The sequence below is a fragment of the Comamonas sp. HJ-2 genome (assembly GCF_053615495.1).
Map to the genome: position 1 here is coordinate 138,173 of NZ_JBSIFD010000011.1, position 13,328 is coordinate 151,500.

The 13,328-nt window shown below is 58.7% G+C and carries 12 protein-coding genes and 1 pseudogene; 4 read left to right on the forward strand and 9 right to left on the reverse strand.

The window, feature by feature from the left end:
• Nucleotides 1-50: 50 nt before the first annotated feature.
• Both ACWGXF_RS10795 and ACWGXF_RS10800 read right to left on the reverse strand, forming a co-directional pair.
• Nucleotides 51-1,307 (reverse strand): Zn-dependent hydrolase, encoded by a 1,257-nt coding sequence (locus tag ACWGXF_RS10795; RefSeq protein WP_054075255.1) that lies wholly within the window; start codon nt 1,305-1,307, stop codon nt 51-53.
• Nucleotides 1,304-1,975, reverse strand: a complete 672-nt coding sequence (locus ACWGXF_RS10800; protein ID WP_039048605.1) for an orotate phosphoribosyltransferase — start codon at nt 1,973-1,975, stop codon at nt 1,304-1,306. The genes ACWGXF_RS10795 and ACWGXF_RS10800 overlap by 4 nt, the downstream gene beginning before the upstream one ends.
• Nucleotides 1,976-2,152: 177 nt before the next feature.
• Between ACWGXF_RS10800 and ACWGXF_RS10805 the strand changes: the two genes are divergently transcribed.
• Nucleotides 2,153-3,073, forward strand: a complete 921-nt coding sequence (locus ACWGXF_RS10805) for a LysR family transcriptional regulator (RefSeq protein WP_003070090.1) — start codon at nt 2,153-2,155, stop codon at nt 3,071-3,073.
• Between the two features lie 183 nt (nt 3,074-3,256).
• Here ACWGXF_RS10805 and ACWGXF_RS10810 read toward each other — a convergent pair whose 3' ends face one another.
• From ACWGXF_RS10810 to ACWGXF_RS10820, 3 genes are read right to left on the reverse strand one after another with little or no spacing between them, the layout of a single operon-like run.
• Nucleotides 3,257-3,676: a YeeE/YedE family protein gene (locus ACWGXF_RS10810; RefSeq protein WP_256630311.1), complete on the reverse strand. Its 420-nt coding sequence runs from the start codon at nt 3,674-3,676 to the stop codon at nt 3,257-3,259.
• Nucleotides 3,677-3,694: 18 nt separating this feature from the next.
• Entirely contained in the window at nt 3,695-4,138 is a 444-nt protein-coding gene (locus ACWGXF_RS10815) for a YeeE/YedE family protein (protein WP_054075256.1), read from the reverse strand.
• Complete coding sequence (locus ACWGXF_RS10820; protein ID WP_003070079.1) at nt 4,135-4,479, reverse strand: ArsR/SmtB family transcription factor; 345 nt, start codon at nt 4,477-4,479, stop codon at nt 4,135-4,137. Before ACWGXF_RS10820 ends, ACWGXF_RS10815 begins: the two co-directional genes overlap by 4 nt.
• A gap of 93 nt (nt 4,480-4,572) precedes the next feature.
• On the opposite strand from ACWGXF_RS10820, the gene ACWGXF_RS10825 reads away from it, so the two are divergent.
• On the forward strand, nt 4,573-5,478 hold the full coding sequence (locus ACWGXF_RS10825) for an MBL fold metallo-hydrolase (RefSeq protein ID WP_034351992.1): 906 nt from the start codon (nt 4,573-4,575) through the stop codon (nt 5,476-5,478).
• Here ACWGXF_RS10825 and ACWGXF_RS10830 read toward each other — a convergent pair whose 3' ends face one another.
• The 3 genes from ACWGXF_RS10830 to ACWGXF_RS10840 all read right to left on the reverse strand — a co-directional run bounded on the left by ACWGXF_RS10830 (nt 5,479) and on the right by ACWGXF_RS10840 (nt 9,885).
• Nucleotides 5,479-6,960, reverse strand: coding sequence for an MBL fold metallo-hydrolase (locus ACWGXF_RS10830; protein ID WP_256630312.1), 1,482 nt, complete (start codon nt 6,958-6,960; stop codon nt 5,479-5,481). It abuts the gene before it with no gap.
• 17 nt (nt 6,961-6,977) lie between these two features.
• Nucleotides 6,978-8,375 carry a DUF1254 domain-containing protein gene (locus ACWGXF_RS10835; RefSeq protein WP_256630313.1) on the reverse strand — a complete coding sequence of 466 codons (1,398 nt, stop codon included), beginning with the start codon at nt 8,373-8,375 and terminating at the stop codon, nt 6,978-6,980.
• Between the two features lie 124 nt (nt 8,376-8,499).
• Complete coding sequence (locus ACWGXF_RS10840; RefSeq protein WP_039048611.1) at nt 8,500-9,885, reverse strand: DUF1329 domain-containing protein; 1,386 nt, start codon at nt 9,883-9,885, stop codon at nt 8,500-8,502.
• Nucleotides 9,886-10,624: 739 nt separating this feature from the next.
• On the opposite strand from ACWGXF_RS10840, the gene ACWGXF_RS10845 reads away from it, so the two are divergent.
• Entirely contained in the window at nt 10,625-12,097 is a 1,473-nt protein-coding gene (locus ACWGXF_RS10845) for a DUF1254 domain-containing protein (RefSeq protein ID WP_256630315.1), read from the forward strand.
• Between the two features lie 68 nt (nt 12,098-12,165).
• A pseudogene (locus tag ACWGXF_RS10850) lies at nt 12,166-12,694 on the forward strand (IS5 family transposase); the annotation flags it as partial.
• A gap of 110 nt (nt 12,695-12,804) precedes the next feature.
• Here the strand turns inward: ACWGXF_RS10850 and ACWGXF_RS10855 are convergent.
• Nucleotides 12,805-13,215, reverse strand: coding sequence for a hypothetical protein (locus tag ACWGXF_RS10855; protein WP_256630316.1), 411 nt, complete (start codon nt 13,213-13,215; stop codon nt 12,805-12,807).
• Nucleotides 13,216-13,328: the final 113 nt, after the last annotated feature.

A 13,328-nucleotide genomic window follows, 5' to 3' on the forward strand; every position in this document is an offset into this window, starting at 1 on the left:
GCTGCCGGCTTGCAATACGCTCGGAAGTGCCCGGCTAGAGCGGGCAGGGTTCAGGCAATCAGCGCGCGAGTCAACAAATCCACTCCTGCCAGGAAGTCGCCGATGTCCATGGCTTCATGCGGATTGTGCGAGCCATTTTCGTTGCGAATGAAGACCATGGCCGACGGTACTCCCGCATTGGCAAACACTGCCGCATCGTGACCGGCACCGCTTGCCATGCGCTCCAGTTTCATGCCTTGCTCAGCGGCTGCTTCCAGACGGTTCAGCCAGCTTGCATCCATGGTGGCAGGCTCCGTGAACAGGCGCTCGTCGAACTCGAAACGCACGCCGCGGGCGCGCTCTATGGCCTGACACTCTTCGCGCATAAGGGTGTAGAAGCGCTCCAGCGTCTGGGTGTCCTGGCTGCGTACCTCGAAGCTGAAGGCCACTTCGCCGGGAATGACGGAAACAGCATGCGATTGCGCCGAGGTGGAGCAGATGCCCGTGGTCATCACCATGTCCATGCCCATCTGCAGCAGCACGCGCCAGTGTTCGTCCATGCGTGACAGCAGTTCGGCAACCGCCAGCAATGCATCCTTGCGCAGCCAGCGCGGCACGGCGCCCGAGTGGCCGGTTTCGCCGATGCAGCGGATCAGGTTGTGACGGACGTTGCCGCGGATGCCTGTGACCAGGGCCACCGGCCAGCCGCGATTGACCATGACCGGCCCCTGCTCGATGTGCAACTCCAGATAGGCAGATACATTCGCGAGATCCAGCAGCGGCTCGGCGCGTTGAATGGCGTCGATATCGGCGCCGCAGCGCGACATGGCTTCGCTCAGCACGCCTGCGCCATCGCGGTGAGGGCGTTTCAATGTGGCGGCGGGCAGCTTGCCCAGCAGGGACAGAGAGCCGAGGTAGGCCTTTCCGTACCAGGCGCTTTCCTCGCCGCGCAGGGCCAGAACGCGCAGTGGCGGAGCCTGTTCGTGGCGGCCGCGCAGCTGAAGCAGCATCAGCATGCCGGCGACAATGCCTGCCAGTCCGTCGAAGTTGCCGCCCTGCGGCACGGAATCGGCATGCGAGCCAACGACGACGTAGGGTTCCGTCCGGTTTTCCTCTGGCAGACTCAACCACAGGTTGCCGGCTCGATCCCATTCATGGTTCAGGCCCAGATCTTCGGCCCGCTCCTCAAGTATGCGCAGCGCAGCAGTCTCGCCTTCGCCGTAGCTTTCGCGGGTGACGCCAAGGCCGTCGCGGGTGGCATCGCGAATTTCAGAGAGCAGGGCTTGCGCGAGTGCGCTGGTATCCGTCATGGTGTTGCAGGCCATCATGCTCCGCTACCTCCGTGTCGGATGGACCAGTCCACGGGCGAGGCCGAGAAGTCCGCCAGCGTGGCCTTTTGCTCGGCACTGAGCTGTCCGCTCGCAAGCAGCGCTTCATGCAGCTGATTCCAGGTCGCCAGAGCATGCAGGGACAAGGCGTGATCGGCCAGGGTGCCTGCTTGGGGGGCATAGAGCGCATAGTCGAGCAGAACCAGCACGTCCTCGACCACGGGACCGGCGCGGCGCAGGGCGGCAACCGTCCCGGCCTTGGAGCGACCGTCTGTGGTGACGTCATCCACCAGCAGGACCTTGGCATCGGCAGGCAGGCGGCCTTCGAGCTGGGCCGTGATGTCCCAGCCGACAGGACGCTTGCGCAGATAGAGCATGGGCAGCTCAAGTCGCTCGGCCAGCCATGCCGCAAAGGCAATGCCCGAGCTTTCGGTTCCCACGATGGCATTGATGCCGCGGGCTGCAACCAGTGCCCGCATGCAGCGGGCTGCGATGTCCATGATTTCGCTGCGCAGAGCGACATCGGACATCAGGACCTGGGCATCCACATAGACCGGGCTGGCCCAGCCCGAGGTGTAGATGAACGGTTGATGCGAAGCAATGCGTACAGCGCCGAGGCCGACCAGGGCCCGGGCAACGCGTGGGGCGTCGGAAGCGGAAAGAAGCATGAGCGTGTGTGTTGGCAAAGTGGGCATGTTAAGTAGGCAGGCTTGCGGCAAGAAGTGGCTAAAATTCCTCGAGCCGTTCCAAAACGTGATGGCTTGAGCTGCGCATCTGGGTGTTGACCGCTGCGTCCTGTTTGAAATCCCTGGCTGCGCTTCCGTGCGCCTGCTTGTCATCGCCCCATGTCCGACTTCACTTCGCCGCGCAGCTTTCTGCGCCAGATAGACCTTTCATCGCTGGATCTGTTCGTGCTGATCTGCGAGCACGGCAGTATTGCGCGGGCGGCCGAGCAGGGCGGCATGGTCGCCTCGGCGGTCAGCAAGCGTGTTGCCGAACTGGAATCCCTGGCCCGCACTCCCTTGCTGCTGCGCCATGCCCGCGGGGTGCGCCCGACTCCTGCCGGAGAGTTGCTGCTCGCGCATGCGCGCACGATTCTTCTGGGTGTCGAACACCTGCGTGACGACCTTGGCGAATATGCGCGGGGCGTACGTGGGCTGGTGCGCCTCAGTGCCAATGCCTCCGCCGTGGAGCAGTTCTTGCCCGAGGATATTGCTGTCTTCGTGAAGCATCATCCCGATATCCGCATCGATCTGCGTCAGGCAACCAGTCGCTCGGTAGCGCGTGCCGTGCGCGATCACATGGCTGATCTGGGGGTCTGCAGTCCAAGCGACGAAGTCGAGGGCCTGGAGTCCATGCCGTACCGGCATGAACGCATGGTACTGATCATGCCCAATGACCACGCTCTGGCCCATCATCAGGAACTGGCCTATGAAGAAGCACTGGACTATGCCCAGATCGGTTTGCGCGACAGCAGCATCGTTCAGGAGGTGCTCAATCAGGAAGCCCGCGCCGGCCGACGAATGTTGCGCCAGCGCATCGAGGTCGACAGCCTGAGTGCCATGTGCCGAATGATCGAATGCGGGCTGGGTGTAGGCGTCATGCCCGAAGGCGCGTACCAGAGACTGGGCGAGGCTCGTGCTCTGCATGCGGTGCCGCTGACCGATGCCTGGGCAGAGCGCAGCCTCAAGCTGTATGCCAATAGCTTTGCCGACCTGCCTGCGCCGGCCAGACATTTTGCGCAGGCACTGATGCCGAAGGAGTGAGGCAGAGCGGATGGCATGACGCGATATGGGTGCTGCTTGCCTGCCTTTGCTGGAGTCACTTCAGCCGGTCGGCCGCTGTCTGCAATTGCGTGCCTGCAAAGCAATGGGCAAGTGACGCAGACAGCTTGCACGGCCCAAACACCTCGGTTTGTGGATGACTCCTGAGCGAATCGCCGCCAGGTCTCAGCTTTTCTTGGCAGCCCACAGATGCTGCGCCCACATGCCGGCCAGCATGGCGGCGACAAACAGCCAGACTTGCGGTGCAAGGGTCGCCAGATTCATCAGCGCCGGGCCGGGGCAAAAACCTGCCAGTCCCCAGCCTATGCCAAACAGGGCTGAGCCTGTCAGCAGCTTGTGATCAATGACGGTGCTGGTGGGCAGCTGCATGGGCTCGCCCAGCAAAGCGGTCTTGCGGCGCTTGGCCCAGGTGAAGGCAATCAAGCCTACGGCGATGGCTCCGCCCATGACGAAGCCCAGCGAAGGATCCCATCGACCGAAAAAATCCAGAAAGTTCTGCACCTTGGCGGGGTTGCCCATACCCGAAAGAATCAGACCCAGGCCAAACACCAGTCCGCAGAGCAAGGCAGCAATATTGATGATCATCATGTTCTCCTTGCTGACTCAAGCAATGACATGGCGCATCACGAACACGGTGATGGCGCCTGTGGCGATAAAGGTTGCCGTAGCGGCCAAAGAGCGCGGCGACAGGCGTGACAGACCGCACACGCCGTGGCCGCTGGTGCAGCCCGAGCTCATGCGTGTGCCGAAGCCCACCAGCAGGCCGGCGGCGATGATGATTGCCGGGCTGGAAGGCAGCTGCATGGCTGGCAGCGGGGCAAACAGCGACCAGACCAACGGCGCGGCAACCATGCCCAGGATGAATGCCAGGCGCCAGCCCCACTGCTTGACGGAGGACCAGGTCGGCAACTGCAGCAATGCCCCGGCAATGCCGCTGATGCCCGCCACGCGACCCAGCAAGGCAATGAGCAGGGCAGCGGACAGACCGATCAGCAGGCCGCCGACCAGAGATGTCCAGGGCGTGAATTCACCCCATAAGATATTCATGCTGTCTCTCCTGGTTGGCAGAACAATTGATACAAGGTTTGCATCAGCTGCAGGGCGCGGGCATCGGCCAACTGATACCAGATGAACTTGCCTTCGCGGCGGGTGGTGACCAGACCCTCACGCCGCAAAATGCCCAATTGCTGGGACAAGGTAGGCTGGGACACGCCTGTCAGTTGCTCCAACTCGCCCACGGTGCGCTCCTGCAGGGAGAGCTGGCACAGCAGCAGCAGTCGGTCTTCATTGCCCAGTAGCTTGAGCATGACCACAGCCTCGCCTGCATGGGTTCGCATGGCATGCAGATCCAGCGTGGCCTGTGCTTCGTCAAAGGTTGATGAGCTCACTGTTTCACTTTCAAAATATTTTCATATATTATATAAAAAAGTAAATTAAGTGGTGTGCTTCGGTGTTTCGGGTACATCGTTTTAGGAGTCACCATGTCCGCCAATGTGATGCATATCGAGCCGTTTTTTGATGCGGCTACCGGTACCGTGAGCTATGTTCTGGCCGATACGATCAGTGGTCAGGCCGCAGTGATTGACCCGGTGCTGGATTTCGAGCCCAAATCCGGCACCCTGAGCAGCCGCTCCGCGGACAAGCTGATTGACTATGTGCGAGCCAATGGCTGGCAGCTGCAATGGATTCTGGAAACTCACGCTCATGCGGATCATCTTTCCGCGGCCCAGCATATTCGTCACCATCTGGGCGGCAAGGTGGCGATCGGTGCCCATATCCGCGATGTGCAGGCCGTGTTTCGCAAGATCTATCACTTCGAGCGCAGCTTCTTGCCTGACGGCAGCCAGTTCGACCATCTGGTGCAGGATGGCGAACGCCTGCCTCTGGGTCAGTTGGAGTTGCTGGCCATGCATGTGCCCGGCCATACTCCGGCCGATATGGCCTACCGTGTGGAGGATGCCGTGTTTGTGGGCGATACCTTGTTCATGCCCGATGTGGGCACGGCACGTGCCGACTTTCCCGGCGGCGATGCGGCGACGCTCTATCGTTCGATTCGGCGCATCCTGGAACTACCTGGGCAGACCCGCATTTGGGTCTGCCACGACTACCCGCCGGCTGGGCGCAAGCCGCAATGGCAGACCACGGTACAGGCCCAGCGCGACAGCAACATCCATGTGCATGATGGCGTCAGCGAGGCGGAGTTTGTGCAGATGCGCACTGCACGCGACGCTACGCTGGATATGCCCACGCTGATTCTGCCTTCGGTGCAGGTCAATGTGCGTGCCGGCAAGCTGCCGCCTGCACAGGACGATGGCCGTACCTATATTCAGCTGCCCATCAATGCCTTTGCCAAGAATGGGCAGCTTCCGCAGGGTCTGCAGCAGTGATTAACGCGCTGTGCTGCTCTGACTGGCACTGGCCGCGCGTGTGCTGTTCAGCTCATTGAGCTTGAGCTGCAGGCGCACCATGTGCTCGGCATAAACCAGCACTTCCTGCGTGGGCAGAGGCTTGGCAACACGCGCGGAATAGACCTTCAGTGCGCCTTGAGCCACCTCGGGGTCATCGCTGTCTGCATACCAGGCCCAGTCGGCCAGATGGGAGGCCAGCTCCGGATTGCTGTCTGCCAGCGCCACAGCACGCTGAATCACCGGCCTGGCACCGCCGGCTAGCTGCACGATTTCTTTGGCCTCATTGGCCAGGGGCGCCGGGCGCCAGTGCGATGGAATATCGTCCCACCAGCCGCTGTACTCGCTGACCACCATGCGGCCGATGTCCTTGGCCGAGACATAGAGCTCGCGCGCATCGCTTCGCCGGGCCAGCTCCGGTGGCAGTGTGATTTTGTCAATCACCAGATCGCGGCGCTCGCCGCTGTTGAGGCCAGCCACCACTTGCCTGGAGATGCTATCCAGCATCTGGGCCTGGGCGGGCAGTCGGTCCTGAATTTCCTCGGGCTTGGTGATGGCCGGGCCATGCGCAGGCAGCAGCAGCTCGGGTTTGAGTGCTGCCATGTCGCGCAGGGCCTGGGCCCACTCCTCGGGGTAGCGCTGGCGGCGCTTGCCGTTGCCCGCATTGGGCAGAAAGCCCTGGAAGTAATCCGCGCTGGCCACGATCTTGCGGCCTGGCACGGCAACCCAGATCTGGTCTTCAGTCTCGCCGCGGGCATGGGTCAGCACAAAATCTTCGCCGCCAATTTTGAGTGTGATCTTGTCCCTGAAAGTCTGGGTGGGCCGAACTGCATCTGCCCAGGTGCGGGGCACATCGGCCACGCTTTGCTGGTTATTGCGCGCAATCAGACCGTTGCTGCGCATGTCCAGCTCCATCTGAGTGATGAAGCGCTGCTCGGTCACTACACGCGGTTTCTGGTCCATCAGCGTCCAGGCGCCAAAGGCATGATCGGCATGGAAATGCGTGAGGATGACGGTGTGCAGCGGCTTGTTGCTAAGCTTCTTCAGCGTTTCTGCCAGCGCGGGACCGGCGGGTGCATAGCCGCTATCGACCAGAACCAGGCCTTCATCGGTCTCGAAGACCACCACATTGACGATGGGAAAGCGCAGCAGCCAGGTGCGTGGAGCCACGGCCTCGACTTTGAGCTTGGCTCGGGCATCTGCAATGGCGTTCTGGTCGGTTCGGCTGTACATGCTGTTGGCCACTGCATACGACAGCTCAGTGCCAAAGCCCCCTCCTTCCGTGATGGACTTGACCATTTGCGGATTGGCCTTGAAAACCTGGGCGCGGGCAGCAAGCACAGCGGGGCTTTTCGCTCCCGAACCTCCGCGATCATCCTGATCGTGGGCGTTGGCCATGCCGAACTGGCTCAGTGTCAGGGCTGTGACAAAAGCGTATCGGGAGATCTGAGGTATTTTTTTCATGTGTGCCATCACTGCATTCATTGGGGGCTGATTAGCTGAACGGGCTCCAGAATCCAGGACGGATCCAGAACCTCGGGCCAGGGCTGATAGGCGCGGGCCATCAGATAGAACAGATTCTTCTCGGGCGTGGGCAGCCAGTTGGCACGCTTGTCAGGGCCCGGCTCCGTGGGCTGCAACCAGATGTCGAGGCTGCCGTCGGCGTTGAACTTCATGCCCTTGGTGCGGTCGCCAATGGAGTAGCGGTTGATGGGGTTTTCCACCATGTACTGGCCCCCGGTTGCGAATTCATAAAGAGAGATAGACCAGAATGCATCGGCGGGCAAACGACCTTGAGGCAGATGCAGGCGGTAAGCCTGTCCTTTGCCGAGAGCCTGATTGTTGGCGTCCACACTGGCAGCGAAATAAGTGGCCTCTGCGGCCTCCAGGCCCAGGATGCCGCCCGACATGGCTGCCGACTGAGCACGCATGGCGTAGTTTGTGCCAAAGCCATCCGGCAGGCGATAAGGGGTCCAGCCGTTTCTGCGTCTAGGGTCTGCTGTCTTGCGGTCGGCATTCAGGCGATTCTTGAGTTCGTTTTTCTCGATCTCGGGTGCCAAGCTCAGCCAGCGCTGCTGCACGGCCTCGGGCAGCTTGTCCCAGCTGCAGGCCTTGCCGCAGATGCCCACGCTGGCAAAGCGCTGCAGCAGTGCTTGTTCCGTACCGGGCGGTGGGTTGCGTGCCAGGGCCTCGTTGCTCACATCGACAAAGCGGCTCCAGTCCTGGGCTTGCGGCTTGAGCTGCGGACTGTCGGCGTCGGTTCTGAGCACAGGCTCCATGCGAAACCCATCCTGTACTGCATGGGCGGCCTTGAGGTCGTCTTCGCCGGTGACCAGCACGCGCAGATTCAGGTAGACATCACGCGTAGGCGCGCGCACTACTTGGTCGACCTGCGGGATCTTGCCGCTCCAGCGCGGGCCGACCAGGGCGACCTTGCGAGCCTGGGTGCCACCAATGCGCCGGCCCACGTAGGAGAAGGTGTTGAGGTCTGCCCCGATCATGGCGATCACGTAGTAGCGGCCATGGGTTTCCGGCAGAGACAGCACCAGTGGAGATTTCTCCAGATCCAGCCAGGAGGTGGAGTAGAAAGTGTCTCGAATCGGGCTGTTGGCCCAGCGGTCCTTGGGCGTGGCCAGGTGGCGCGAGTGGCGGAAGTGGTTGAGCGTGGTGGCGGTGGGTGAGTCTTTGACCTCCAGGGCTTCATGCCGCATTTTCATGAATTCCTGATAGGGGTAGGCGTAGAGCATGGCCTCGCGGATCAGGCTGTCCAGAGCCTGGTCTTCGGTGGCTGCGGAAGTCTGGGCATGGGCCATGCCCAGGCAAAGGCCCAATGCAGCAGCCGCCATGGCGCTCAGCCCGGCGCGGTTCAAACTTGACATGTGATTGAGATAGTGTTTTTGCAGTGATGTCCGGAGCCTGCGCTTTCTTCATCGAGGCCCGGACTTGTCTCCCGCGAGCAGTTGTTGGCGCATGCTCAGGCGATGGTCTTGGTGCCGGGCGTGCTCAGGTGCCGGCGTTGCGCGTGGCTTCAGGGGTGAACATGGATGGGTTCATGTCTCCCTTGTTGAGCACAGGGCCCTTGGGGCGCTCCTGGAACATGTTGTAGGCCACGTAGCCGCCACCAATCAGGTCGTGGTAGAAGGCCGTGCCTGCATGCCAGGCGTTGGCATCAAACGCGTAGTAGTAATTGATGAGGCCGTACTGCCACAGACTGCCGCGTGCATCGTAGAAGTCGCTCATCACGGCTTGACCGGTGTCTTCGTCAAGGAAAAGAACGCGCTTGCCATAGAGATGGCGATAGCCTTCCTTGAGCGTGGCTTCCAGCACCCAGACGCGGCGCAGTTCGTAGCGCATGTAGTCGGGGTTGGCATGACCGGGTTTGAGCAGATCGGCATACTTTACTGTGTTGGCGTGAATCTTGTACGCGTTGGCGGGAATATAGATTTCCTTCTTGCCCAGATTCTTCCAGTTGTAGCGTTCGGGCGAGCCATTGAAGAGACGGTCGGAATCAATCGTCATCTTGGCACCCACACCGCCACCCATGGGCTGGTCAAAACCGTACTCGGGAATCTGGCGCACCCGGCGTGTGCCCGGGTCATAGCTCCAGCCCAGGCGCTTGTCCTTGCCGAAGTTGACAGGTTCCCTGTTTACGCTGACGCCACCTTTTTCGCGTTCGGGCAGCTTGACCACATTCATGCCCTGGGCCATGGTGCCTTCCAGCGGCTTGCCAGCCTGCTCGGGGGAGTTCAGCAAGCTCATGCTGCGGTTGTCGGCGCGGCCAAAGACGGTGGAGCCATCCAGCATCACGTAGGCGTTGTCACGCAGTGTGTGTTCGGTGAACGAGCGCAGCGGAAACAGGTTGTTGAAGGCCAGCTCCATGCCGGTCTTGGGGAAGGGGAACGGTATTGCCCCCTTGACCGCATTGTCAGCCCCCATTCCGTCTGCGCTGATCACGGCATTCTGCGCGTTGGCTTTGGCCGAGGCGCAGGCAAAGTCCGGATAGCGGAAGTCGCGGTGGCCCGGGTAGACGGGAATGCTGAAGGTCTTGGGATAGCGCGCGAACATGGCCTTCTGGCCTTCGGTCAGATTGGCAGCGTACTTGGCGACATTCTCGGCCGTGATGGAGAACAAGGGCTTTTCATTGGCATAGGGATCCACCGGGTGCTGACCCGCATGCGGCGTGTACTGAATTCCAGGTGGCGTTCCCAGCCATTTGCCCGTGTATTCGGGCACGCCGCTGGCGGTGCCGGCCTTTTCGGCACCGATACAGGTCAAGGACTTGCCCAGCTTTTCAATTTCTTCGGGGCTGCCTTTGGCGGCGGCTGCACCAGCCATGACGCTGGTCACGGTCAGCGCGATCAGGGCGCGGTAGCTCAGGTTGCTTTCCATCACGAATCCTCAAAGATGTATGCGTGCAGCATTTGCACTATCGATCTGCCCGCGAATCGGGCCAAGGTCTAGTCCAGGTCAGCTAGTCGCTGACTTGGCGCCTGTCGATGAATTCAATGTTCAAGCGAGCTTTGCCGCTCACCATCGCTCGTTCGGACTAGCTCGTAAGGTCTAGCGAAGTCACTTCCGAGACAGAATGTTTGCTCAATTCTTTTTCCGACCTGTCCAACCAAGGGAAAACCTGTGGGGTCTAGCTTGGGGAAAACCAAAATGAAAATACGCTTGAGTGAGATCAAGCTCTACGGTTTTGAGGTGGATGACGGCCTCTGGGCTGATAGGCGTAGGCCATAAGGACCAAGACTTGCTCAAAACAGATCGACGAAGTGCGTGCAGATGATTTGTGCGATCAATTTCAAAACTTCGTGGATATCAAGTCGTCGCGCGGGGTGAGGGGCGCGCATTCTGCACTGAGGTCATCGCGCGCCTAGCGCACAAGTTGCCGAAATCCATAGGCGCACAAAGTCACAAAATATGCACTTTCTAGCAAATATAGAAAGATAGATATTTTCATGAACTAACTATCGTATGTACATGTAGCGTCAATAGCTTTCAGCTAGTCCGTTCGAAGGATGCTGAGAAATTTCATTAAAAAAATACTGATACATCAGATTTGCTTTAAGAAGAATAATGTTTTATTTGATAGCATCTGATCTCACGAAATATTAATCTCAGAGACAATATGATCTACCAGAAAATTACTTCTATATTCAAATCCAATTTAAGCTATCAAGGTGTATTGAAAGAATTATTTTCTTCAAGTCATGTTCATAGAAGAAGTGCACTTGCTCTCTCAGGATTTGCATTAATTCTTTCTCAGACGATGATTCCGACTTCCGCATACTCAACCTCCAGAGAAGGTCCAAGTGATTCTGCATTAATTGAAGAAGCTTACGATTATATTTATCCTTCTTATGCTCTTTCAACATTCAGGTGGAATGCGTTGAATGAAAAAGGTGGAAGAACAAGCACAAAGCTCAATGAATTTGTTCATCAGCGTGCGATGACCACACCTGCTGACACGTGGGCTGCAAGTCCTCTGGTTGATTGCCTCTATTCAACCGCATGGCTTGACTTGTCAGCAGGCCCGGTATTGATCGAAACGCCAGATACGGGTAGTCGGTACTTTGTTTTGACGCTTATTGACTATTTCAGTGGAACGTTTAAATATGTTGGCTCAAGAAACACAGGGACAGCTGCACAAAAGCACTTGGTGGTTGGTCCAGACTGGACTGGCTCAATACCAGATGGTGTTCAAGTCGTTCGCTCTCCAACTAACGATGTATACATCAATCTGAGGGTCGCTATTGATGGGCCTGATGATCAAGTTGCGGCTAATGCCACGCAGGATGGTTTTTTGCTTAAGCAGTCGGGGGCTGGTGTCAGCCGGAGGCCACCATCGATTAAGCCAATTCCAGGAGATCTAGAAAACTATTTCTCAATAGTAAACCAAGCAATCGCATTTAATCCAGCGCCTGATAGAGATAAAGAAGTCATGAAACGTCTTCGTGCCGTGGGAATTTGTGGCGAGGACTGTAAATGGGAGAAATTGTCTGAAAAGGTGCGTGAAGCTTGGCGCGCCAATTTCGATAAGCTGACTCACCAATTCGACCAAGTTCTAAATAGACCATTGAAAGGAAGTCCTAATTGGATTAACTATGCACCTCCTGGCTCAAAGATGGGAAGTCCAGAGCGAAAAGATTTTAAAATGAGGGCAAGGGAAATATCACGGGGATTAGCCATGCTCGGACTTGCACCTGCCGAGGCAGCTTATTCTGCGGCCGGATATGGAACTGATGGTCAGGCGTTGGTAGGATCAAAGAAATATAAGCTGCATATCCCAGCTGGTGGAATTCCATCAAACGTTTTTTGGTCGGTGACGTTGTATGAATTCAAAAATGACAGTCAATTCTTGACACCTAATCCAATTAATCGCCATCGCGTCAGCAGCAGCACACGAGAGTTTGTACGCAATGCCGATGGATCAATTGATGTCTGGGTTCAATCAACGCCTCCAGTTGGCGAAAAGGCTACTAATTGGCTTCCTTCCCCCGCTAATGGAGAACGATTTTGGTTTATCGCACGTAGCTATGGACCTAAGCCAGCAGTGCTCGAAGGAAAGTTCAGCCTTCCTCATGTTGAGGTCATTCAGTAGTGAACTGGACTACCCTTAGATGGGGCTAACACCACTTCGGCAGAGGCCTCAGCAACGCAGTTATGCTCGCTGTCCTCAATGGAATACCTGTTCGTGCTGCAAACAGGTATTCCATGGGAAGACCTTTCCCAGTCCTTGGGCTACGGCAGTGGCATGGACGCTTACGTGACTGGAATGCCAACGGCGGCTGGCAGAAATTGCATCTGGCGATGCTGGTGTGTATGCGCGAACATGACCAGATTGATTGGAGCTGGGACCGCATCGATGGCTCCTCGGTGCCAAGCCCCCGAAGGAGCAGCAAACGGGCTCCGACCCCATCGACCGAGTCAAGCTCGGCTCCAAGCGACACCTCGTTGTAGATGCCAGAGGCATCCCACTGATGATCCTGGTCAACGGTGCCAACAGGCACGACTCCATGATGTTCGAGAAGTGCATGGTTGCGATTCCAGCCATTGAGGGCTTGCCAGGGCGGGCGCGCAAGCGACCTGCAAAGCGCATGCGGACAAAGGCTAAGACTACCAGCGCTGCCGGGCCTGCCTCAAACGACGAGACATCGCCAGCCGGATTGCACGAAGAGGTATCGAGAGCAGCAAAAAGCATGATGCTTTTGAAAGCGAAAGGCCACCATAGGCCGCAAGGACTACCGGTGTCCCAAGGCTCAAGTGACGAAGTGCCTGCTTTGCTGCCGGGCGTTGCCCTTGCTTGGCTCAGCTGCCGGGCATGCCAAACAGGTCATGTGCATCCAGCAGGGCCCAGGCAATCTCGGGCTTGCGCTCCAGCCCCTTGCGTATCGCGGCGGGAATGCTCTGGCGCGTTTTGCGGCATAGACCCGGCAGGTCGCCGAGCTCGATCTGGATGCCGCGCATGGTGCGTACCTCGTTGTTGCCGGGAGTGATGCGTATTTCCAGGCCCAAGAGCGCGTGAATGCGCTGCTGCATATGCTCGAGATCGACCAGGCTGCTGATGCTCTCCAGGCGCTGCAGCAGCTTTTTCTCCTCTTCGCGTGTGAGCCGCAGAATGCGCAGATCCGCATCCGGCGTGCCAAGCAGCTGCTCACGCTGGCAGTCGCAGGCGCCGGGCGGGCATTCAACACGGATGGGCAGGGGGGGCGGCTGCATAGGGCGGCAGAGAAAACCAGAAGCAGATGCAAGCATGCTAAGGCCTGCAGTGCCGCGCCGCCAGTGGGGACAGGCCCGGGCAAGACCTGCGTTGGATGGCTTGCTGGGGGCGC

Coding starts and splice junctions, on each gene's coding strand:
- ACWGXF_RS10795 (WP_054075255.1), bottom strand. CDS start 1,307: ATGATGGCCTGCAACACCATGACGGATACCAGCGCACTCGCGCAAGCC.
- ACWGXF_RS10800 (WP_039048605.1), bottom strand. CDS start 1,975: ATGCTTCTTTCCGCTTCCGACGCCCCACGCGTTGCCCGGGCCCTGGTC.
- ACWGXF_RS10805 (WP_003070090.1), top strand. CDS start 2,153: ATGTCCGACTTCACTTCGCCGCGCAGCTTTCTGCGCCAGATAGACCTT.
- ACWGXF_RS10810 (WP_256630311.1), bottom strand. CDS start 3,676: ATGATCATCAATATTGCTGCCTTGCTCTGCGGACTGGTGTTTGGCCTG.
- ACWGXF_RS10815 (WP_054075256.1), bottom strand. CDS start 4,138: ATGAATATCTTATGGGGTGAATTCACGCCCTGGACATCTCTGGTCGGC.
- ACWGXF_RS10825 (WP_034351992.1), top strand. CDS start 4,573: ATGTCCGCCAATGTGATGCATATCGAGCCGTTTTTTGATGCGGCTACC.
- ACWGXF_RS10830 (WP_256630312.1), bottom strand. CDS start 6,960: ATGAAAAAAATACCTCAGATCTCCCGATACGCTTTTGTCACAGCCCTG.
- ACWGXF_RS10835 (WP_256630313.1), bottom strand. CDS start 8,375: ATGTCAAGTTTGAACCGCGCCGGGCTGAGCGCCATGGCGGCTGCTGCA.
- ACWGXF_RS10840 (WP_039048611.1), bottom strand. CDS start 9,885: ATGGAAAGCAACCTGAGCTACCGCGCCCTGATCGCGCTGACCGTGACC.
- ACWGXF_RS10845 (WP_256630315.1), top strand. CDS start 10,625: ATGATCTACCAGAAAATTACTTCTATATTCAAATCCAATTTAAGCTAT.
- ACWGXF_RS10855 (WP_256630316.1), bottom strand. CDS start 13,215: ATGCAGCCGCCCCCCCTGCCCATCCGTGTTGAATGCCCGCCCGGCGCC.